The organism is Micromonospora sp. CA-249363 (genome assembly GCF_050950185.1).
Taxonomy (GTDB): domain Bacteria; phylum Actinomycetota; class Actinomycetes; order Mycobacteriales; family Micromonosporaceae; genus Micromonospora.
Map to the genome: position 1 here is coordinate 272,963 of NZ_CP192020.1, position 19,868 is coordinate 292,830.

The 19,868-nt window shown below is 71.8% G+C and carries 25 protein-coding genes and 1 tRNA gene; 12 read left to right on the plus strand and 14 right to left on the minus strand.

Going from position 1 to position 19,868, the window contains the following annotated elements:
• The first annotated feature begins 195 nt into the window (after positions 1-195).
• The 8 genes from ACQPZK_RS01340 (at position 196) to ACQPZK_RS01375 (ending at position 5,388) form a co-directional block, all read left to right on the plus strand.
• Positions 196-543, plus strand: coding sequence for an RRQRL motif-containing zinc-binding protein (locus ACQPZK_RS01340; RefSeq protein ID WP_433539074.1), 348 nt, complete (start codon positions 196-198; stop codon positions 541-543).
• The gene (locus ACQPZK_RS01345) at positions 540-962 is read left to right on the plus strand and encodes a DUF3307 domain-containing protein (RefSeq protein WP_433536537.1); all 423 of its coding nucleotides are present in this window, start codon (positions 540-542) and stop codon (positions 960-962) included. Before ACQPZK_RS01340 ends, ACQPZK_RS01345 begins: the two co-directional genes overlap by 4 nt.
• Positions 963-975: 13 nt before the next feature.
• Positions 976-1,191, plus strand: a complete 216-nt coding sequence (locus tag ACQPZK_RS01350) for a hypothetical protein (RefSeq protein WP_433536538.1) — start codon at positions 976-978, stop codon at positions 1,189-1,191.
• Positions 1,188-2,075: a hypothetical protein gene (locus ACQPZK_RS01355; RefSeq protein WP_433536539.1), complete on the plus strand. Its 888-nt coding sequence runs from the start codon at positions 1,188-1,190 to the stop codon at positions 2,073-2,075. The genes ACQPZK_RS01350 and ACQPZK_RS01355 overlap by 4 nt, the downstream gene beginning before the upstream one ends.
• Positions 2,072-3,661, plus strand: a complete 1,590-nt coding sequence (locus ACQPZK_RS01360; RefSeq protein WP_433536540.1) for a replication initiator — start codon at positions 2,072-2,074, stop codon at positions 3,659-3,661. Before ACQPZK_RS01355 ends, ACQPZK_RS01360 begins: the two co-directional genes overlap by 4 nt.
• A gap of 89 nt (positions 3,662-3,750) precedes the next feature.
• A complete protein-coding gene (locus ACQPZK_RS01365) occupies positions 3,751-3,954 on the plus strand; it encodes a hypothetical protein (RefSeq protein ID WP_357406871.1) in 204 nt (67 codons plus the stop codon).
• A complete protein-coding gene (locus ACQPZK_RS01370; RefSeq protein ID WP_433536541.1) occupies positions 3,951-4,145 on the plus strand; it encodes a helix-turn-helix domain-containing protein in 195 nt (64 codons plus the stop codon). Before ACQPZK_RS01365 ends, ACQPZK_RS01370 begins: the two co-directional genes overlap by 4 nt.
• 1 nt (position 4,146) lies before the next feature.
• Positions 4,147-5,388, plus strand: coding sequence for a tyrosine-type recombinase/integrase (locus ACQPZK_RS01375; protein ID WP_433536542.1), 1,242 nt, complete (start codon positions 4,147-4,149; stop codon positions 5,386-5,388).
• A 65-nt stretch (positions 5,389-5,453) separates the two neighbouring features.
• Here the strand turns inward: ACQPZK_RS01375 and ACQPZK_RS01380 are convergent.
• Positions 5,454-5,525, minus strand: a tRNA-Lys gene (locus tag ACQPZK_RS01380).
• Positions 5,526-6,018: 493 nt separating this feature from the next.
• Between ACQPZK_RS01380 and ACQPZK_RS01385 the strand changes: the two genes are divergently transcribed.
• Positions 6,019-7,101 carry an NAD-dependent epimerase/dehydratase family protein gene (locus ACQPZK_RS01385; protein WP_433536543.1) on the plus strand — a complete coding sequence of 361 codons (1,083 nt, stop codon included), beginning with the start codon at positions 6,019-6,021 and terminating at the stop codon, positions 7,099-7,101.
• Positions 7,102-7,163: 62 nt separating this feature from the next.
• Here the strand turns inward: ACQPZK_RS01385 and ACQPZK_RS01390 are convergent, their stop codons facing one another.
• The 7 genes from ACQPZK_RS01390 to ACQPZK_RS01420 form a co-directional block, all read right to left on the minus strand.
• Complete coding sequence (locus ACQPZK_RS01390; protein ID WP_433536544.1) at positions 7,164-8,348, minus strand: hypothetical protein; 1,185 nt, start codon at positions 8,346-8,348, stop codon at positions 7,164-7,166.
• 131 nt (positions 8,349-8,479) lie between these two features.
• Positions 8,480-9,229 carry a ZIP family metal transporter gene (locus ACQPZK_RS01395; protein ID WP_433536545.1) on the minus strand — a complete coding sequence of 250 codons (750 nt, stop codon included), beginning with the start codon at positions 9,227-9,229 and terminating at the stop codon, positions 8,480-8,482.
• Between the two features lie 42 nt (positions 9,230-9,271).
• Positions 9,272-10,462 carry a GNAT family N-acetyltransferase gene (locus ACQPZK_RS01400; RefSeq protein WP_433536546.1) on the minus strand — a complete coding sequence of 397 codons (1,191 nt, stop codon included), beginning with the start codon at positions 10,460-10,462 and terminating at the stop codon, positions 9,272-9,274.
• 54 nt (positions 10,463-10,516) lie between these two features.
• Positions 10,517-11,209 carry an ABC transporter permease gene (locus ACQPZK_RS01405; RefSeq protein ID WP_433536547.1) on the minus strand — a complete coding sequence of 231 codons (693 nt, stop codon included), beginning with the start codon at positions 11,207-11,209 and terminating at the stop codon, positions 10,517-10,519.
• The gene (locus tag ACQPZK_RS01410) at positions 11,206-12,051 is read right to left on the minus strand and encodes an ATP-binding cassette domain-containing protein (RefSeq protein WP_433536548.1); all 846 of its coding nucleotides are present in this window, start codon (positions 12,049-12,051) and stop codon (positions 11,206-11,208) included. The genes ACQPZK_RS01405 and ACQPZK_RS01410 overlap by 4 nt, the downstream gene beginning before the upstream one ends.
• Entirely contained in the window at positions 12,048-12,386 is a 339-nt protein-coding gene (locus ACQPZK_RS01415; RefSeq protein ID WP_422737777.1) for a PadR family transcriptional regulator, read from the minus strand. The genes ACQPZK_RS01410 and ACQPZK_RS01415 overlap by 4 nt, the downstream gene beginning before the upstream one ends.
• A 105-nt stretch (positions 12,387-12,491) precedes the next feature.
• Positions 12,492-13,211, minus strand: a complete 720-nt coding sequence (locus ACQPZK_RS01420) for a PP2C family protein-serine/threonine phosphatase (protein ID WP_433536549.1) — start codon at positions 13,209-13,211, stop codon at positions 12,492-12,494.
• A gap of 62 nt (positions 13,212-13,273) precedes the next feature.
• On the opposite strand from ACQPZK_RS01420, the gene ACQPZK_RS01425 reads away from it, so the two are divergent.
• Positions 13,274-14,293, plus strand: a complete 1,020-nt coding sequence (locus ACQPZK_RS01425) for a LuxR C-terminal-related transcriptional regulator (RefSeq protein ID WP_433536550.1) — start codon at positions 13,274-13,276, stop codon at positions 14,291-14,293.
• Between the two features lie 7 nt (positions 14,294-14,300).
• Here the strand turns inward: ACQPZK_RS01425 and ACQPZK_RS01430 are convergent, their stop codons facing one another.
• On the minus strand, positions 14,301-14,861 hold the full coding sequence (locus ACQPZK_RS01430; protein ID WP_433536551.1) for a helix-turn-helix domain-containing protein: 561 nt from the start codon (positions 14,859-14,861) through the stop codon (positions 14,301-14,303).
• A 56-nt stretch (positions 14,862-14,917) separates the two neighbouring features.
• On the opposite strand from ACQPZK_RS01430, the gene ACQPZK_RS01435 reads away from it, so the two are divergent.
• Complete coding sequence (locus ACQPZK_RS01435) at positions 14,918-16,216, plus strand: benzoate/H(+) symporter BenE family transporter (RefSeq protein WP_433536552.1); 1,299 nt, start codon at positions 14,918-14,920, stop codon at positions 16,214-16,216.
• Here the strand turns inward: ACQPZK_RS01435 and ACQPZK_RS01440 are convergent.
• The 4 genes from ACQPZK_RS01440 to ACQPZK_RS01455 all read right to left on the minus strand — a co-directional run bounded on the left by ACQPZK_RS01440 (position 16,112) and on the right by ACQPZK_RS01455 (position 18,081).
• Positions 16,112-16,480, minus strand: a complete 369-nt coding sequence (locus tag ACQPZK_RS01440; RefSeq protein ID WP_433536553.1) for a hypothetical protein — start codon at positions 16,478-16,480, stop codon at positions 16,112-16,114. The two genes, ACQPZK_RS01435 and ACQPZK_RS01440, sit on opposite strands and share 105 nt — an antisense overlap.
• 59 nt (positions 16,481-16,539) lie before the next feature.
• Positions 16,540-16,791, minus strand: a complete 252-nt coding sequence (locus tag ACQPZK_RS01445; RefSeq protein ID WP_433536554.1) for a hypothetical protein — start codon at positions 16,789-16,791, stop codon at positions 16,540-16,542.
• A gap of 81 nt (positions 16,792-16,872) precedes the next feature.
• Positions 16,873-17,346: a large conductance mechanosensitive channel protein MscL gene (gene mscL, locus ACQPZK_RS01450; RefSeq protein WP_433536555.1), complete on the minus strand. Its 474-nt coding sequence runs from the start codon at positions 17,344-17,346 to the stop codon at positions 16,873-16,875.
• A gap of 39 nt (positions 17,347-17,385) precedes the next feature.
• Entirely contained in the window at positions 17,386-18,081 is a 696-nt protein-coding gene (locus tag ACQPZK_RS01455) for a FadR/GntR family transcriptional regulator (protein WP_433536556.1), read from the minus strand.
• Between the two features lie 50 nt (positions 18,082-18,131).
• Here ACQPZK_RS01455 and ACQPZK_RS01460 point away from each other — a divergent pair, with 50 nt between their 5' ends.
• Complete coding sequence (locus tag ACQPZK_RS01460; protein ID WP_433536557.1) at positions 18,132-19,397, plus strand: MFS transporter; 1,266 nt, start codon at positions 18,132-18,134, stop codon at positions 19,395-19,397.
• Positions 19,398-19,410: 13 nt separating this feature from the next.
• Here ACQPZK_RS01460 and ACQPZK_RS01465 read toward each other — a convergent pair whose 3' ends face one another.
• On the minus strand, positions 19,411-19,767 hold the full coding sequence (locus tag ACQPZK_RS01465; RefSeq protein WP_007454464.1) for an STAS domain-containing protein: 357 nt from the start codon (positions 19,765-19,767) through the stop codon (positions 19,411-19,413).
• Between the last annotated feature and the right edge of the window lie 101 nt (positions 19,768-19,868).

Below are 19,868 nucleotides of genomic sequence, written 5' to 3' on the forward strand. Positions count from 1 at the left end.
TGCGAGTGCCCCCGCAAGCTGCGGATCTCCACCACGGCCTTTGAAGAGGGGCCGATCGTCTGCGCGGTCTGCCAGGCGGCGTTCCTGCCCGAGGACATCGACCGCGACACCTACGAGCACCCCACCTTCACCACCGGCCACCCCGGCGGTGACGACGACCACGACCAGGACGACGCCGACGACTCGGAGGACCCGATGGTGTTCTACGACCCGACCGGCGAGCGCTACGGCCTGCCAACCTACCCCTTCAAGTTCGCCCCCGACGGGCTCCTGACCCGCCGGCAACTGCGTACCCGCAACCTGCGCCCCGGCGGCCAGGACCCCGCCGCGCAAATCATGTGGCGTCGCGGAAAGCGCGTCGCCTACCTGTTCCGCCTCGACCTGGCGATGCCCAAGCGCACCGCCACCGCCGCCCAACGCGCGGCCATCGACAAGGCGCTCACCGCCCGGCGCACCTGCCCTGACTGCGCGCAGGTCAAGCCCTACTACATCCCCCGCCGTACCGGCTCCTGCCTCGACTGCACCCCGGAGGTCACCCGATGAACCCCGCCCTCGTCTTCGCGGTCATCACCGCCGTCCTGATCCCGGCGCACCAACTCGCCGACCACATCGTGCAAACCGACGCTGACGCCTCGCACAAAGCCGAGCCCGGCTGGGCCGGCTGGCGTCACCTCCTGATCCACGTGAGCACCTACCACCTCACGGTCGCGGTCATGCTCGCCGTCACCGTCGCCCTGCTCGACCTGCCGGTGTCCGCTCTCGGACTCACCGCCGGCCTGGCCTTCTCGGCCATCACCCACGCGCTCCTGGACCGCCGCTGGACGGTCCGCCTGATCCTGCACGCCACCGGCTCCGCCGCCTTCGCCGACCGACAGACCCCGGTCTGCGGCATGTACCTCGCCGACCAATCCCTTCACTACGCCTGCCTCTGGGTCTCCGCCCTCCTCATCGCTTGCCTCTGAAAGGGGACACCCCATGCACCGCTACATGATCTCGTTCACCTACAAGGCCCCTCAGGGCATCGGCTTCATGTCCGTCGAATGGCCCTGCAACCGGCACATCCGCTCCATGGCCGACATCACCAAAATCACGAACGACCTGCGCAGCACCGGCTACGTCGAGGCAGTCGTCCTCAGCTTCTCCCTCTTCGCCGACCCTGCCCCCGCGCCCGCCCCACAGGCGGCGTCATGACCACCTCCAAGAACGGCCGCGTCTACGCCTACATCGGCGCACTGTCCGGCGGCACTGTCTCCGTCGCCGCGAACATCGCTCACTCGTTCATCGCCCCGACCGACGCCCCGGCCGATTGGTCGCCGGAGCCCGGCGCGGTCATCTCCGCGATCGTCTGGCCACTGTTCCTGTTCATCGCCATCGAGATCCTTGCCCGCACGCCCTGGCCCACGGGCTGGGGTTGGAACGTGCTGCGCTGGGTCGGGCTGCCGCCCGTCGCCCTGGTCGCCGCGTTCGTGTCCTACCGGCACCTGTCCGGACTGCTCGACCACTACAACGAGGAAACCCTCGTCGTCTGGTTCGGTCCCCTCGCCGTCGATGGCCTGATGCTCATGGCCACCGCCGCGCTACTCGCCACCGGAAACCGCAAAACCCGGCCCACCGAAACCGTCCCGGCACCTGCGCCGGCCACCCTCGCCGAGGCATCGTCACCCGACATCCCCGCCTCGCCGACGGTCCGCCCGGCCGCCGCGACCCCGGCCACCCACCCCGCACCCGAGATCACCGCACCTGTCCACGAACCCACAACCCTGCCCACCTCTGGCGAGGACACCACAACCCCGACGACGGTCGAGCCCACCCCGGACACCACCGACAAGGACCCGAACCCGGCACCCACCGCGCCTGCGGTAACTGCCGGCCCCGCGCCCGCGCTGCTCTCCGGAGCCCGGATCGTCGCCAGCGCCCACGAGAAGGCCCACGGTGAACCGATCACCCCCGGTCAACTCGCTGTGCGACTGCGCGTCCCCACCGCCACGGCCGCCGACATCCTGACGGCCCTCAACACCCAACCGAGCACCAACGACAAGGCAGACAACGGCACCGCTGTGGGAGCCACCGCGTGACGTCCTCGACGTTGCCTCTCGCGCCCGAAACCACCACGGTTTCGGGCACGGGAGCCTCCGCTGAGTCCGCCGGCTACTGGCCCTGGGCTACCCCCACCACCGGCCCCCGCAACCCCACCGCCGACGGGTGGGTACGCGGCCACGACCCCCGCACCGTCGCCTCCGGCCGCGCCCGCGCCCAAGACCCCAACTACCCCGAATGGCTGGGCCACGTCCGCGCCGCCTCAGCCTGCAAGCACCCGATCCGCCTCGCCGGGCAGATCCACGTCAACGACGCCGATGGCAACCGTATGGCCACCGTCGACACCGAGGACATGCCCGACGGCGCGATCTACACCCCCTGCGGCAACCGCCGCGCCGCCGTGTGCCCGTCCTGCGCCGAGCTGTACCGCCGCGACACCTACCACCTCATCAGAGCCGGCCTCCAGGGCGACCGATGGGGACTCCCGCCGCTCAACGAGCACATCGCGATTTTCCTGACCGCTACCGCGCCGTCGTTCGGGCCGGTGCATCACCGGGTCGTGAAGGTGCACTCCGCGGACTGCCGCAAGAAGGACGGCTGCACCTGCCGGGCCTCGGTCTGCCACCCCTTCGGCCGCACCTGCCCCCACGGTGTCGAGCTGCGCTGCGGGCAGCGCCATAAGGCCGCAGACACCCACCTCGGGCAACCGTTGTGCCTGAACTGCTACGACCACACCCGCCAAGTCGTCTGGAACCACGAAGCACCCGAGCTGTGGCGCCGCACCATCCAACAAGCCGACCGGGAGCTTCGCCGCCTCGGCCGGGCTCACGGCGTGGACCTGCGCCGCCGCTACATCAAGGTCTACGAATTCCAGGTACGCGGCGTCGTCCACTACCACGCCCTGATCCGCCTCGACGGCTACAACCCCGACTGCCCCGAAGCCATCGTTCCGCCGCCCCGCGTCATCACCCGGGACATGTTCGAGACCGCCGTCCGGGCTGCGTTCGTGAAGACCGCCTACACCTCCGCGCCGCACCCCGCCAACGGCAACCAGGGTTGGCGCATCGCGTGGGGTGACAAGGGTCTGGACCTCAAGCACGTCAACGCGCCCGGCACTGAGGTCAACCTCGCCCAGATCACCGGGTACATCGCCAAGTACGTCACCAAGAGCACCGAGGTAACCGGCCTGAGCCTGCGCCGCGTCGACGACCTGTCCGTCGAGATTCACGGTGACCCGGGCACGCACCTCGGGCGGCTCATCCGGGCGTGCTGGGACCTCGGGGAGCACCCCGACTACGCGCGGCTTCGGCGGTGGGCGCACCAGTTCGGCTACGGCGGCCACATAGCCACCAAGAGCCGCGCCTTCTCCGTCACCCTCGGCTTCCTCCGTCTCCAACGGACCATCTGGCGACGCACGGAAGGCCACCCGCACACCTGGGACGACGAGCAGACCGAACGGGTCATCTACGAACTCGGCTACCAAGCCACCGGCTGGATAACCACCGGAGACGCCCTACTCGCCAACACCGCCGCCGCCATGGCCCGCGCACAACACCTCGCCGGCATCGACGCCCTGGCCGACGAACTCACCGCCGCCCGCGCGGTCCAACCCCTGGCCGCTTGACACGTACGTGTCAACGCCAGTGAAGCCGTTCCTTGACAACTCCACAGCGCAAGCAACACCCCCACCCGCACGACCTGGAAGGAGCACCCGTGCCCACACGTCCCCGCCCCCTGGTCGCGGTCCGACTCATCGGCCCGACCGCCACCGTCACCACCCACGCCGCCACCATCGCGGCCCAGCTCACCGCCCACTACGGCCGCGACCGGGTCACCTGCCGCACCAGCACCCGACCCGCCGGCTACAGCGGCGAAAGCCGCACCTACATCACCATCACCCGAAAGGAGCCACGATGACCGCACCCACCCCTACCTCGTCGCCGGAACTGTGGTCGATCACAGAGACGGCCGCGTTCCTCCGCATTCCCGTCGGCACGCTCTACCAATGGCGGCACCGCCGGACCGGCCCACGTGCCTCCAAAGTTGGCCGTCACCTGCGCTACAACCCGGCCGACGTCCGGGCGTGGCTCGAAGATCGGGCGGCTTGACATGGCAATCGATGACCTGTGGTACCTGAAAGAACGCAACCCGGACACCAAGAAGTTCATCCCCTCGAAGCGGCACGGCCGAGGCAAGCGCTGGCGGGTTCGCTACACCGATGCCGACAACGAAGGCCGCGAGAAGCTGTTCCATCTCAAGCGCGACGCGGAGACCTTCGACCTGGAGTGCCGTTCAGGGGCAGCGCCCGAGGTTCAGGTGAAGCGGGAAGCAGCTCGACTGACCTTCGCCGAGTACGCGCAGCGGTGGAGGGAAGCCCGGGAATCCGGTTGGGCAACCGAGACGCGGCGGCGCATTCCGCAGAACCTGCGAAAGCATCTCCTGCCCGTCTTCGGCGAGAAGGCCATCCGCTCTGTCAACTTGACCGACGTGCTGGCGTGGCTGAGCCGGCTACTCGATGACGGCACGCCGAAGTCGTCGGTCAGTCTGTACTTCGGCTTGTTCAAGACCATCATGAACGCCGCTGTTGTCGACAAGGTGATCCCCGACAATCCCTGTAACGGCGTGAAACTGGCCCAGATCCTGCGTGGTCTTTCGCGGGCACCGAAGTGGGTTCCGACCAGTGATCAGGTGCTCAAGCTCGCTGAGGTGGTCCCGCGCCGCTACCGGGCCGCTATCTGGCTGGGGGCGGGGGAAGGGCTTCGACTTGGCGAGGTGCTGGGTATGGAAGACGGCCCGTGCTGCGCCGACTTCGACCGTGGAGAGCTGCACGTCGTCCAGCAGTTGCGGCACTCGCCGGAGCACTTCGGCGGCTTCTACCTCTCGACACCCAAGAGCGGTTCCATCGGCACCGTCGACCTGGACGCGGTGGTCGCCGAGGAACTGACGGCACACATTAACGAGGTCGGCCCTGTCGAGTTCGAGCTTCCCGACATCACCACGGGGGAGCGGCGGACTCGACCGGTGGCCGTCCTGTTCACCTCGTCCCGAGGGAAGCTGCTAACTGACACCTACTGGTCGGAGCTGTGGGCGGACTGGCGCGAAGCCGCCGGTTGGCCGAAGGAGGGAACATTCCATTCCCTGCGCCACTTTTTCGCCACCACGCTGATGAGCAACGGCGTCGAGCCCCAGGAGGTGCAGAAGGCGCTACGGCACGCCAACCTGCGGATCACGCTGGAAACCTACGTCCACTGGCTGCCGAAGAAGGACCGCCCGCGCGGCCTGGTGGGCAACCTCCTGCGGCAGGCAGACGGCCAGCGGCGGGAACCCTCCACCGGCCAAGATCGGAACTAGGTTGTGCCCTGGTTGTGCCCGATGATCTTTGGCTGGCGTTTTTGCAGCTCAGAAGGGGTGAAAGGTGGGCCGCCAGGGACTCGAACCCTGAACCTATGGATTAAAAGTCCACAGCTCTGCCATTGAGCTAGCGGCCCGCGCGCTCAGGTTACCTGACAGTCAACGATGCCGGCTCTCGGCTTCCGGCCGGCCGTCGATGCCTCGCCAGCGACGTGATCAACACCAGATCGGCGGTCTGGCGGTGTCCGGGGTAGGGGATGGCCCCAGGTCGGCGATGTGGAGTGGATCAAGCGGGCGAGCGGCGGAGTGGGTCAAGCGGCGGCCAACGCGCATGGCCGGGGCCCGGCTGCGTCGCTTCCCGCACGTGCGCTTCGACTACTCGGGCACCGACGTGCTCACCGAGGCGAATGCCGTGGGCTGGATCTGCCCCGCGCTGTTTGGCGGCCACCTCCGGCCGACGCGGTAAGAAGAAGCGCGGACTTCCCTCGCCCTTGATTGACTCGGCTTGCGGGAAGTCGGGGCATCCGGGTGGCCGGAACACCCCGGCATCCGCGAAACCGCATCGATCAAACCGCCCCGCGCCGGGTGGGACGGCGGTTGAGGGCCTGCTGGGCGGGTACGGGGTCGGACATGCGGATCGTGGTGGTGGGGGCGAGCGGCAACGTCGGTACGGCGGTGCTGCGGCGGCTGCGCCGGGAGCGTGGGGTGGAGCTGGCCGGGGTGGCCCGGCGGCTGCCTGGCCCGGATGCCGGCACGCCGTACGACCAGGTGGAGTGGCACTCCTGCGACATCGGCGCGCCGGCTGCTCCGGCCCAGTTGGCCGAGATCTTCGCGGGCGCGGACGCGGTGGTGCACCTGGCCTGGCAGATCCAACCCAGCCATGATCAGCGGATCCTGCGCCGGACCAACGTCGACGGCAGCCGGGCGGTGTTCGACGCGGTGGCGCGGGCCGGGGTGCCGGCGCTGGTGTACGCGTCGTCGGTCGGCACGTACGCGCCCGGGCCGAAGGACCATCCGATCAGCGAGCGGTGGCCGGCCACCGGAGTGTCCGGCTCGTCGTACAGCGAGCACAAGGCCGAGGTCGAGACGCTGCTGGACGGGTTGGAGCGGGAGCACCCGGCCCTGCGGGTGGTGAGGCTGCGACCCGGGCTGATCTTTCAGCGGGACGCCGGCGTGGAGATCACCCGCTATTTCCTCGGCCCGTTCGCGCCGGTACGGCTGCTGCGCTTCGGTCGGATTCCTCTCGTACCCACCAACCGGCGGCTACGCATGCAGGCGGTGCATGCCGACGACGTGGCTGACGCGTACGCCAGGGCGGTTCTGGGTGATGCGCGCGGCGCTTTCAACGTCGCCGCGGACCCGGTGCTGACCCCGGAGCTGGTGGCTCGGCACTTCCATGGTTGGACCGTGCCGGTCGCGGCGCCGGTGCTGCGGGTGGCGGCGGCGCTGACGTGGCGGGCGCGGCTGCAACCGGTCGACGCGGGCTGGGTCGAGCTGGGTCTGAACGCGCCGCTGATGTCCAGCGAGCGGGCGGAGACCGAGTTGGGCTGGACACCCAAGATCGACGCGTTGACCGCGCTGAAGGAGCTGTTCGCCGGTATGGCCGGTGGCGAACACACCCCCAGCCCGCCCCTCTCCGCCGCCCCGCACCAACCCGGCCGCCCCACCGGCCTCCTGGCCGGCAACCCGCCAGGCCAGGGCAACCCCTACTGACGGCCCCGGTGATCAAGAGGTTCGCGTCAGATTCCGCCCCTCTGGTGACGCAAACCTCTTGATCACCGCGCCGAGAGGTTGGCGCCCAGGAAGAAGATGCCGGGGTGGCCGGGGGTCTCGAACTTGCCGCTGGGGTTGCGGCGCAGGGTCGAGTTCTCGATCTTCATGGTGCCGGTGCGGTTGTTGCTCACGAAGAAGATCGCGCCCCCGCCCTCGTTGGCCCTGTTGTTCTCGATGATCGTGCCGGCGATGCGGACGGCGAACTCGTTGCCGTCGCAGTAGATCGCGCCGCCGCTGCCGCCGCCTGGCGTGCCCGACTTGGCCGGGTTGGCGCCGTTGCCGATGGCCTCGTTGTTCCTCAGCAGGCTGTTCAGCACCGTCCACGACACGCCGATGCTGCTCAGCGCCCCTCCGTTGGAGCAGGAACCGCCGTCGAAGGTGCTGCTCACGACGTACACCGGCTTGTTCTCGTACTGGCTCAACACCCGCACGGCCGCGCCGCCCAGGTCCGGGCCCGTACGGTCGCAGCGGTTCCGGACGAAGCGTGAGTTGACGATCTTGAGCCGTCCGCCGCGTACGAAGATCGCGCCTCCGCCGCCACCCTCGGCCCTGTCGCCCGTCGAGTTGCCGTCGGCGAAGGTCAGGTTCTGGACGGTGAGCTGCGGGTGGTCCTGGTTCTGGCAGTGCGAGGTGGTCCAGCCCTGAGCCTCGTCGCAGGTGTTCATGTAGAGGATGCGGCGCTGGCCTTGGCCGCTGAGCGTCACCCTGCCGCCGCCGTCCAGCACGACCTTCGGCCCGTTGGCGTTGCGGACCTTCGCGGTCGCGGCCATCTTGATCGTCACCGGGGCCGGTCCACAGTCGAACGTGATGATCCCGCCCGCGGCGACGGCCTTCACCACGGCTGCGGAGGTGCAGCTCGCCGGGGTGCCGGTGCCGACGGTCCGGGTCGGCTTCGAGGTGTCCACGGCCCGGGCCTCGGTCGGCACCGTGGCGTGGCCGTTCGGGTTGCCGGCCGCGACCACCTTGGCGGCCGAGGTGCTCGGCTTCGGGCTCGCGCTGGTACCGGGGCCACCGAGACCGTCCCGGCCCGCCGCTGCGACACCCTGGTCGCCGGTGGAGGGAGCGTCCGGCGTGGCCTCCGGGGTGGCCGACGCACCGGCCGGAGCCGGATCGGTGGACCCGCAGGCGGGCAGAGTCGCGGTGGCGACACCGAGGACGAGCAGGGCGGCAAGCGACGTGATGCGCACCCGATGATGCTAGGAGGCCCGGCCGCGTCGCGACGAATCAACCGTGGCGGCTTAATGAGCCGCTAAAACGACGCCGCGCCGGAATTCGCTGAGCGACGCCGCGCCGGGAGCCGCTGACCGACGCGGCGCGGTCAGGCGTGGGAGAGGGCGAACGCGGTCAGGAAGCCGGCGACCGTGATGAGACCGACCAGCAGGTGGGCGTCCTCGAACGCCTCCGGGACCATCGTGTCGGTGATCATGGCGAGGATCGCCCCGGCGGCCAGCGCCGTGATCGCGGCCAGCGCCTCCGGTGGCGCGCCACCCAGCAGCGTGTTGCCGACCAGCGCGGCGAGCCCGCTGATCAGCGCGATCCCGGTCCACAGCAGGAAGACGTACCGGCGGGTCCGGCCGGCCTGGCGCATGCCGGCCGCGCTGGACAGCCCCTCCGGGATGTTGCTGAGGAACACCGCCACGACCGTGACCAGGCTGACCGCACCGCCGGCCAGCAGGCTCGCGCCGATCACGACCGATTCGGGTACGCCGTCCAGCAGCGCCCCGACGGCGATCGCCGATCCGGAGCCGGGGTGCTCACCCTCGGAGGGCTGCTGACCGCCGGAGCGCTTGCGGTTCCGCGCGCCGCGCCGGGCGAGGCCCACGTTGGCGAGGGTGTACGCGCCCGCGCCGCCGGCCGCGCCGAGCACGGTGGGCAGCATGCCGCCCTGCTCGTGCGCGACCTCGATCAGCTCGTACGAGACGGCGGACAGCAGTACGCCCGCGCCGAACGCCATGACCGACGCGATGAGCCGCTGGGGCACCCGCGCGAACCAGCCGACCGCCGCCCCGATCAGCAGCGCCGACCCGGCCAACAGTCCCCATCCGCCCGCCTGCAACCACTCCGGCATTCCCGGGACCGTACCCCGTGTGGTGGGGGCGGCAAACGGTGCTCAGAAGTCGGCGAAGAGGTACGGCACCGCGCGCGGGAAGATGCCCCGCAGCTCGGCGGCGGCGTCGCCCGGCACCTCGCCCAGCCCTCGCAACGGCAGCTCCGACGGATCCAGCACCCCGTACGCCAGGGCGGAGAGTCCCGCCGCGGTGAGTGTCGCGGTCGGCGCCGGGCCGCTGTCGCCGGCGACGACCTCCAGAACGCCGGTCGTGCCGTCCAGCAGGTGGGTGCCGGTCAGCCACCGGTCCCCGGTCAGCTCGACGCGCACCCGACCCGGGCCGGCGGGCAGTCCACGCAGTGCGTCCAGCGACAGGAGCCGGGCCATCGGCGCGGACGACCCGGGCCGGCCGGCCCGCGCCTCGACATGCACGTCCAGGTCGGTGAGCCACAGCTCGGGCAGCTCGTCCGGCGGCACCTGGAGGCTGACCCGCTCGACCTGGTCGACGTGCCGGGCGAAGAACTGCAACAGCAGCGTCCGGGCGAGCGGGTCGGTGGCGAGCAGCTCGTTGCCGTGCAGCGTGCCGCCGTGCTCGTCGATCCGGTAGGTCACCGCGCCGGTGACCGCGCCGTCCACCCGGGCGGTGAGCAACCAGTGCTCGTCGCGGTCCCGCAGCCCGACCGCCCGGTAGTCCGGGAAGACCGAGAAGCCGTGCCGGTCCCGCAGGCAGCGCTCGGTGAACGCGCGCCACACCGGGTAGCCCGCCCCGATCCGCTCCCAGCCCACCTCGCCGGGCAGCTCGGCGCGCAGCAGCGGGCCGAGGTCGGCCGGGTTGAAGGTGACCGTGCGCGGCTTGGGCATCCCCACATAGCCGAACCGGGCGTAGAAGCTGGGCCGGAACGGGTAGAGCGCGCTGAGCGCGTGTCCCTCGTCGCGCATCTCGTCGAGCAGTTGGTGCAACAGCGTCCGTACGTGCCCCTGCCGGCGGGCCAGCGGATGGGTGGCCACCCCGGCGACGCCGGCCATCGGCAGGACCACCCCGCGCAGGTTCTGCCGCATCGGAATGGCCGAGGCGGCGGCCAGCGTGTCGCCGTCCTCCTCGACGGCGAGCGTCGTGTTGCCCTCGTTGTAGGGCAGGTAGTCACGGAACTGCTCGACCCGCGCGGCGCCCAGCGGTGACGACTCGAACGCGTACGCGGCCAGCGGGAAGCTGGTGGTGAGGCGGTCGTCGGCGGTCACCCGGCGGATGGTCATCCGCTCATCTCAACCCGCCCGACAGGCGACAGCAACCGGATTGGCCGGATCCGCTCAGCCGACGGGCAGGTGGCGCAGGTGCCGACGGCGGCGCAGCCGCACGCTGGCCACGGTGGCCACGCCCACGACCAGCAGGGCGGTGACGGTGAGGCCGTGCAGCACACCTCGGATCAGGTAACCGTCGTCGGTGTGGTCCACCGCCCAGGTGGCGATCTCCCGGCTCGACCAGAACGGCGTCAACCTCGCCCCCGACTCGGCCGGGTCGATGAGCATCTGCACGGTCACCACCGTGAGCAGCAGCAGCGTTCCCTCCATCTCGCGGGGCAGCAGAGTGCCGATCAGCATCCCGAACGGCGCCGCCACCGCGACGCAGCACAGCAGCGCCGCGACCAGGCCGCCGTAGCGCAGGGCCGCGCCGTCGAGCATCGGGAGGAGGAAGAAGGGTACGGAGATGACGAGTCCCACCGCCCACAGGCCGAGCATCCGACCCAGGTAGAGGTGGTGCGGACGGTAGCCGGCCAGCCGGAGCCTCGGCTCCAGCTCCCGCGCGGCGGTGGTCGCGAAGAGGGCCGCGGTGCTCACCGCCCAGCACACGCCGAGCAGCAACGACCGGACCGACTGCCCGAGGTACGCGTCCCGCCGGATCAGGTAGAAGGTCAACGGCATCAACAACAGCAGCAGGAGTACGCCCCGACGCCGCAGCAGCTCCCGCAGCGTCATCTCGGCGACGGTGACGAGCCTGTTCACGCGCGGCCTCCTCGAACACCGGACGTGACCCGTCCGGACTGGTGTGCCGGGGTCAGGTCGAGCACGGTGTCCACCCGGTCGAGTTGGTTGAGCAGGTGGGTCACCACGACGATCGCCGCTCCCTCGTCCCGCAACCGGCTGAGCTGATCCCAGAAGTTGATGTAGGTGCCCTGGTCGAACCCCTGGTACGGCTCGTCGAGCAGCAGGACGTCCGGCTCGCTGAGGGTGGAGATGGTCAGGTTGAGCTTCTGCCGTGTGCCGCCGGACAGGTGCCGGGCCTGCACGGCGCCGCCGGCTTCCCAGCCGAGCTGTCGGGCCGCCGCACGGCCGGCGCGGCGAGCCGGTCCACGGGCGATGCCCTGGCCGGCGCCGACCAGCACGAAGTGCTCGTCGGCGAGCAGGAAGTCGGAGGTGCCACCGGACTGCGGGCAGAAGCCGAGCCGCCCGCTGACGGTCACCTCACCGGCGTCGGGCGACATCAGCCCGGCGCAGATCCGTAGGAAGGTGCTCTTGCCGCAGCCGTTCGCGCCGACCACCGCCGCGATCTGTCCGGCGCGGACGGTCAGCGAGACGCCCCGCAGCACCGTCTGCCGGCCGTACCGCTTGGTGATGCCGGACGCGTGCAGCCGGACCGGTCCGGGGCGGGGCCCGGGCGCCGTGCCGATGCTGTCCACGATCGCGCCCGCGTACTGCTGGGGTGGGCCGAAGACGACCCAGGGGTCCCCGCCGGAGTCGCGCAGGTGTGTGGCGGCCTCGGCGACCACGTGCCGGGCGGCGTCGGCCGCGACCCGGCGCTGGTGCAGCTCGACGGCGAATGTCCGGAGCCAGTCGTCGGCGTTCACCCGGCAACCCCCTTCGTGACGATGTCGTTCACCGGCCGCACGAAGGTGAGCCAGGCGCTGCCGCCCTCGCGCAGCGCCACCTGCCCGTCGTCGGTGAGCCGGTAGTACTTGCGGGCCGGCCCGGCGGTGCCTTCCCGCCACTGGGCGGTCACCAGGCCGGTCTTCTGCAGGCGCAGCAGGACGGGGTAGAGCGTGCCGCCCTGGATCGGTCCGACGCCCGCCGCGTCGAGTGCCTGGGCGAGTTGGTAGCCGTAGGACTCGCGTTCGGCCAACAGGGCCAGGACGCAGATGTCGAGCACCCCCCGCAGCCACTGCCCGCGCCGGTCGGAATCCACAGCGGGGAACACTAGCGCCGCAACCTAGATGGCACAACCACCTAGTTGCGGCGACCGGACCCGGTCGGACGGCCCCCGTGGGACCGTCGGGCGGGCCGGAACAGGTCAGCGGGTGGTGACGTCCGAGACGACGACCGTCACATTGTCCGGAGCGCCGGCGTGGTGAGCGAGCTTCACCAACTGCTCGCCGCACTGCTGGCGGTCGGAGTACATGCCCAGCGCCGCCGCGATGGCGTCGTCCTCGACGTAGTCGGAGAGCCCGTCGCTGCACAGCAGCAGCCGGTCGCCGGGGACCACGGTGAGCACGCCGACCGCGGGCGGGGTGTCCGCGCCCTGCACGGCGCGGGTCACCAGGGAGCGCTGCGGGTGGTGCCGCGCCTGGTCGGGGGAGAGGGTGCCCTGGTCGACGAGCGCCTGCACGAACGTGTCGTCCCGGGTGAGCTGGGTCAGCTCCCCGTCGCGCAGCAGGTAGCAGCGGGAGTCGCCGACCTGGGCCAGCACCAACGTCTCGCCGGCCAGCAGCGCGGCGGTGAGCGTGGTGCCCATCCCCTCGCGCGCCGGGTCCACGGTGATCGCGGCGTGGATGCGCTGGTTGGCGGTGCTGACCACGGCACGCAGGGCGTCCGCGGCCGCGTCCGGCTCGGTGGGTGGGGTCAGCTCGTCCAGGATCCGGATCACGATCTCGCTCGCCACCTCACCCGCGGGCAGGCCACCCATGCCGTCGGCGACGGCGATCAGGCGGTCACCGGCGAGGGCCGAGTCCTCGTTGTTGGTGCGGACCAGGCCGATGTCGTTGAGGATGGCCGAGCGGAGGATCAGCGTCATGGTGCCAGCTTGCCAAGAACACCCCGCCTTCGTCTCTACGCACTACTGCGTAGGGTTGAGAAATGATGCCGGTGTCCATGGTCGGACGCGCCGGCGAGCTCGCCGAGCTCGACCGGGCGTGGTCCTCCGTGGCAGCCGCCGAGCGCCGCGCGCCGACCGTCGCGGTGCTCACCGGCGCGGCCGGCGTGGGCAAGAGTCTGCTGGTCGCCGCCGCGGTGGACGCCCTCACGCCGCGTCCGTCGGTGGTGCTCTCGGGCGCCGCCCGGGTGCACGGCCCGGCCCCGTACGACTGGCTGGCGGCGGTGCTCACCGGCCGCGACACCGGCTCGCTCGCCCTGCCGCCGGACGCGCTGGCGTGGCTCGCCCAGCAACCCACCGCGCCCCGCGAGCGGTACGCGCCGGGCACCCTGCTGCGCCTCGCCGTCCGTACCGTCCAGTTGCTGGTCGGCGCCGGCCCGGCGGTGCTGGTCGTGGACGACCTGCACGCGCTCGACCCGGCCAGCGTCAACCTGGTCGGTGAGCTGGCGACCGTGGCCGAGCTGCCGGCGCTGCTGATCGTCGCCAGCCGGCCGGCAGCCGACGCGGTGGCCCCGGACCTCACCCGCCGCGCGTTGGCCCGCCTCTGTGGCGTACGCGGAGTCGTCCGCCAACACCTGGGTCCGCTGCGCCCGGCCGAGGTCGCCGAGGTGCTGACCCAGGTGTACGCGGGCAGCCCGTCGGACCGGCTGGTCGCCTCGGTGTGGCGACACACCGGTGGCAACCCGTATGCGTTGACCGAGCTGCTGGCCGCGTACGCCGCGGAGGGGCCGGACGCGTTGCTGCGGCGGCTGCCCGGGCCGCGTACGCCCCTCGGCCCGGTGGAGACGATCGAGCCGGAGTTGACCGCCCGGGAGGTCGAGGTGCTGGGCTGCCTGGTCAGCGGCATGTCGAACAAGCAGGTCGCGAAGGCGCTCGGCATCTCGGTGCGCACGGTCACCGTGCACGTGTCGAACCTGCTGCGCAAGACCGGCTCGGCGTCGCGGACCGAGGTGGCGCTCTGGGCGGTACGCCGGCGGATGCCGGTGCCCGCCCCGGTGGACTGAGCCGGTTTCAGCGACGGGGGTAGCGCAGCAGCAGGCTCGCGGCGACCTCCTCGTCGCCCACCGCCGCGTACGTGTGCGGGACGTCGGAGACCCACCGGAGGTGACCGCCGGCCTCAGCGGTCAGTGGCGCGTCGGCCGGTCCGGCGCGGAGCACCCCGGCGAAGACGGTGATGTGTTCGGTGACGCCCGGCTGGTGGGCGGGGGAGGTCTGCACGACGCCCGGCGCGACACGCATCCGGTACAGCTCGTAGGTCGCGTCGGTGTCGGTGAACACCTCCAGCAGGGTGGCGGTGACGGCGGTTCCGTGCACCACGGGCCCGGGGGTCGGGTCGGCCAGTAGGGCGGTGAACGGTACGCCGAGCTGCGCCGTGACCGCCCAGAGCGTCTCCAGGGTCGGGTTGCGGGTGCCGTTCTCCAGGCCGGAGAGGGTCGCTTTCCCGATGCCGGCGAGCCGGGCCAGTGTGGACAGCGAGATCCCCCGCTCCTCGCGCAGCGCGCGTACGCGTCGACCGACGACGGCGGGGTCCACGTCGAGGCCCGGACGGCCCGCTGGTGGTGGCTGCGGCATCCGACTATGGTGCTACACGCTGTCGTTCCGTAAACGGAACACATGGGGGGTGGGGCATGGGCGGACGCACTCAACCGGTGCTGGCGGGCGTCGTGACCGCGCTGGTCGGCTTCGCCAGCTCGTTCACCGTCGTACTGGCCGGGCTCCGGGCGGTCGGCGCGTCGGACGGGCAGGCCGCCTCCGGCCTGCTAGCCCTCTGCGTGACGTGCGGGCTCGCCGCCGCCTGGCTGGGCTGGCGGCACCGGATCCCGATGAGCGTCGCCTGGTCGACGCCGGGCGCGGCGCTGCTGGTGGCGACCGGACCGCCGCCCGGAGGCTGGCCGGTCGCGGTGGGCGCCTTCCTCGTCTCCGGGGCGCTGATCGTCGCGGCCGGTCTCTTCCCGCCGCTCAGCCGGGCGGTGGCCGCCATCCCCAAGCCGGTGGCCGGCGCGATGCTCGCCGGAGTGCTGCTGCCGCTGTGCACCGCGCCGGTCCGGGCCCTCGTCGAGCTGCCCATGGTGGCCGGTCCGGTGGTGGCCGGCTGGCTGCTGCTGCACCGGTTCGCCCGCCGCTGGGCGGTGCCCGGGGCGCTGCTGGTGGCCGTGGTGGCGCTCGCGCTGACCGCGCCGCCGGCCGGGCTGCATGGCGCCGCGCTGATCCCGTCGGTCACCCTGACCGTGCCGGCCTGGAACGCGTCGGCGCTGGTCGGACTCGCCCTTCCGCTGTTCCTGGTCACGATGGCGGCGCAGAACGTACCCGGAATGGCGGTGCTGGTGGGCTACGGCTACCGGCCACCGTTCGGCGCCGCGCTTCGCGCCACCGGGCTCGCCAGCCTGCTGGCTGCCCCCGCCGGCGGACACGCCGTGAACCTCGCGGCGATCACCGCCGCGCTGGCGGCCGGCCCCGACGCGCATCCGGACCCGGAGCGTCGGTGGGTCGCCTCGGTCACCGCCGGAGTCGGGCTCGCCCTGCTCGGGCTGGGCGCGGGCGTCGCCACGGCCCTGGTCGCGGTCGCGCCGCCGATCCTCATCGAGGCCGTCGCCGGGCTGGCCCTGCTGGGCGCGCTCGCCACCGCGCTCGCCGCGGCGGTGACCGACCCCGAGGGTCGGGAGGCCGCCGTGGTCACCTTCGTGGTGACCGCCTCCGGTGTGACGCTGGTCGGCGTGGGGGGCGCGTTCTGGGGGCTGGTCGCCGGCTGCCTCATGCTGCTGCTCTTCCGCCGCCGCCCACCCGGGCCCGCCTCGCCTTCCCCGACCGAGCCAGCGCCGGGGTCACTCCTCGCGGGGGAGGTCGGCCATGCCCACAGCGAGGAGAACCCGGCCGTCGGCCACCGAGCCGATCCGGTCGGCCGGGACGTACACGGCGCCGTCGGCTGACTCGGTGGAGACCTTCAGGTAGCCGGTGTGCAGCAGACGTGCCGCCAGGTCGGCCGGCACGTCCGGCTCCTCGACCGCCGTCGCCTCGATCAGCTCGTCCAGGCTGCTGCCCGGGTCGGCGGTCGGTGTCTGCACGGTCACCGCGTTCGGGTCGCCCCGCTGGACGAGGTCCACGGTGCCGATCTCGGTGCCGGCGACGTCGATCACCGGCATGCCGGTGGTGATCCGCGAGATGGTCGGCTGCTGCTCGTCCTGCTGGTCCATCTCTCAGCGGTTCCCGAGGCGGCCGGCCGCTAAACGCCGCCGCCTCCGGAGCCGCGCGCTCAGCCGTTCGGGGGAGTCCAGCCGCCCGGTGGGCGCGGGGACAGCTCGCGCCAGGTGTCCGTGCCGTCGAGCAGTGCCCGGACCGTCTCCTCGGCCTCGTCCGCGCTGCCGTACTCGTAGAACCGGGAGATGCCCTCGGCGCCGCCGGCCCGCTGCTCGACGTGCCACCGATCGGCGTCCACCCGAAGGAAGACGTCCCGCCGGGCCAGTCGCCCCCACTTCCCGTTCCACCAGTGCTTCCGCTGCTCCATGGCCGGACTCTATCGAACACACGTACGAGAAGATGCGGCCCCTGCGGGAATCCCGCAGGGGCCGATGTGCATCCGTCTCGGTCAGCGCGGCGCCGGCGGCTCGGTGCGGCGACCCAGCACGTCGTCCAGCGCCCCACGCTGCTGGCCCGGGGTGGTGTGACCGGCGGAGACCAGGGCGTCCCGGATCTCGGTGAGCAGCTTGACCTCCTCGCTGGGCGCGGAGGGCGGCGGCTCCTCGCCCCGCTTGCGCCGCTCGGCCAGCCGGTTCATCGGGTAGACGACCAGGAAGTAGAGCGCCGCCGCGGTGAGCAGGAACGTGATCACCGCGTTGACGAAGGCGATCCAGTCGAACGGGATGCCACGAAACTCCGGGGCCGTGCCGGCGAGGCCCTTGTCGCTGCCGGTGATGAGCAGCACGAAGACCCGGATCAGCGGGTCGAGGAACGACTTGGTGAGCTGGGTGACCACGCCCGTGAACGCGGCGCCGATGACGACACCGACCGCCAGATCGACGACGTTGCCGCGCATGATGAAGTCTTTGAAGCCCTTGAGCATCCGTACTCCCGAGGTGTCCGGTTTTCCGTCGCGGACAACCTATGCCCCGTCGGCCGGCTCCAGAAAAGCACCGGCCTCGATCGCCGCCCGGCCGGCGTCGCCGGCCCGGATCGCCTCGACCAGGCGGGTGTGGTCGACGTAGCGCTCGGGCGTGAGCGCGTCACCCATCGCCTGGGCGACGGTGCTGCGCAGGGCCGCGCCGACCGAGGCGTACAGCTCGGCGAGCATCGTGTTGTGCGCGGCGGCGACCACCGCGACGTGCAGCGCCGCGTCGGCCTCCACGAACGCGTCGACCCGGCCTCCGCGCCAGGCCGCCTCGCGGTCGGCGAGCGCGCCGTCGAGCGCCGCCAGGTCCTCCGGTGTACGCCTCAGCGCGGCGAGTCGGGCCGCCTCCACCTCGAAGGCCCGGCGTACCTCGATGACCTCGGTCATCCGGTCGTCGCCCAGTCGACGGGCCACCACCGGGGCCAGTTCGTCGGTGGACACCACGTACGTGCCGGAGCCCTGGCGGCACTCCAGCACCCCGGCGTGGACGAGGGCGCGGACGGCCTCGCGGACCGTGTTGCGCCCGACGCCCAGGGCGGCGACCAACTGTGGCTCGGTGGGGATGCGGCCACCCACCGGCCACTCCCCGCCGAGGATCCGGGCCCGGAGCTGCTCGATGGTCTGCCGGACGCGATGCCCCCGGGGAGGCACGGCTGGCTGCGCGGCGGGGGAATCGACCGATGGTGGCACTGGTTACATCACCGGACCAAAATTCATCCCATGATTGTAGGTTAGAGGTCATGACCCCGCCAGCCGCCGCCGCTCCGGCCCTGCCCACACCCCTCGTCGACACCCAACCGACGCGGGAACCCGCCACCCGGCGGACGCACCCGGTGACCGGCGGCGCGCTGGTACTGGTCGGGATGCTGCTGGTCGCGCTGAACCTGCGCATGGCGGTCACCAGCCTCGGCGCCCTGCTCGACGAGATCCGCGTCGGGCTGGGGCTCTCCGGCGTCATGGCCGGGCTGGTCACCACCCTGCCGACCATCGCGTTCGCCGGCCTCGGCGCGCTCACCCCGTGGCTGGTCCGCCGCGTGGCCCCGGCCCGGGTGCTGGTGGTCGCCATGATCCTTCTGGCCGTGGGTCAGGTGCTCCGGGCCGCCACCGACTCGGCCTGGATCTTCGTGCTCACGAGCGCGTTGGCGCTGGCCGGCATCGCGGTCGCCAACATCCTGCTGCCGATGCTCGTCAAGCAGCACTTCGGCCACCGGACCGGCCTCGTCACCGGGGCGTACACCATGGCGTTGACCCTGGGCACGACGGTGGCCGCCGCCACCGCCGTGCCGATCGCACATGCCTTCGGGTCGTGGCGGGCCGGGCTGGGCGTGTGGGCCGGGCTGGCCGCGGTGGCCGTACTCCCGTGGGTGCCGCTGGCGCTGCGCACCCGCAGGGGCGCGCGGCGCGCACCCCAGACGGGCGCCGTCGCGCGGGTCCGGCCGGCGCGGACGCGGCTGGGTTGGGCCATGGCGATCTACTTCGGGGCGCAGTCGCTCAGCGGGTACGCGATCATGGGTTGGCTGGCCCAGCTGTTCCGCGACGCCGGCTACCGGCCCGAGTCGGCCGGGCTGCTGCTCGCCGGGGTGACCGCGCTCGGCGTGCCGATCGCGCTGCTGATGCCCACCCTCGCCGGCCGACTCGCCACCCTGCGCCCGCTGGTGTTCGGCCTGACCGGCGCGTCGGCGCTGGCCTACCTGGGGCTGGCGCTGGCGCCCCACGGCGGCGCGCTGCTCTGGGTGACCCTCCTGGCGCTCGGCCAGGGCGCGTTCCCGCTGATCCTCACCACGATCGGCCTGCGCGCGCGCACCGCTGACGGGACCGTCGCGCTCTCGGCCTTCGCGCAGAGCACCGGGTACGTGATCGCCGCTCTCGGCCCGCTGTCGGTCGGCATCCTCTACGAGATCACCGGTGGCTGGACGGCGCCGATCGGATTCCTGCTGGCCGCGCTCGCCGTGCAGACGGCGGCGGGCATGGCAATCGCCCGTCCCCGCTACGTCGAGGACGAGTAGGTCGAAACAGTGGTCAGGAGGACGCCGGGGTCGGTTCGCCGGCGACGGCCTCGTCCACCGTCGGGTAGGTGTGCAGCACCTCGACGAGCCCGCTCACCTCGAGGATGCGCAGCACGCCCCGCTGCGGAGCGGCCAACCGCACCACACCGCCGGCCTCGTCACAGCTGTTCTTGGCCCGAACGAACACCGACAGACCGGTCGAGTCGCAGAACGAGACGTCCGCCAGGTCGAACACCAGCCGGTTGCGGCCCTTGTCGAGCAGGTCGGTGATCTGGTCCTGCAACTGCGGTGCGGTTGCCATGTCCAGTTCGCCCGCGACCGACACGACTACCACGTCGCCGCGTTGTTCCGTGTGCACCGTCAGGGACATTCGCCAGACCTCCTGTTATCGGGGGAACGGTATCCCACGACCGGGGTCGTACGCAGAACGGGAGCCGGCATTCGGTGGGCATCGTCATTCCGTTGCTACGG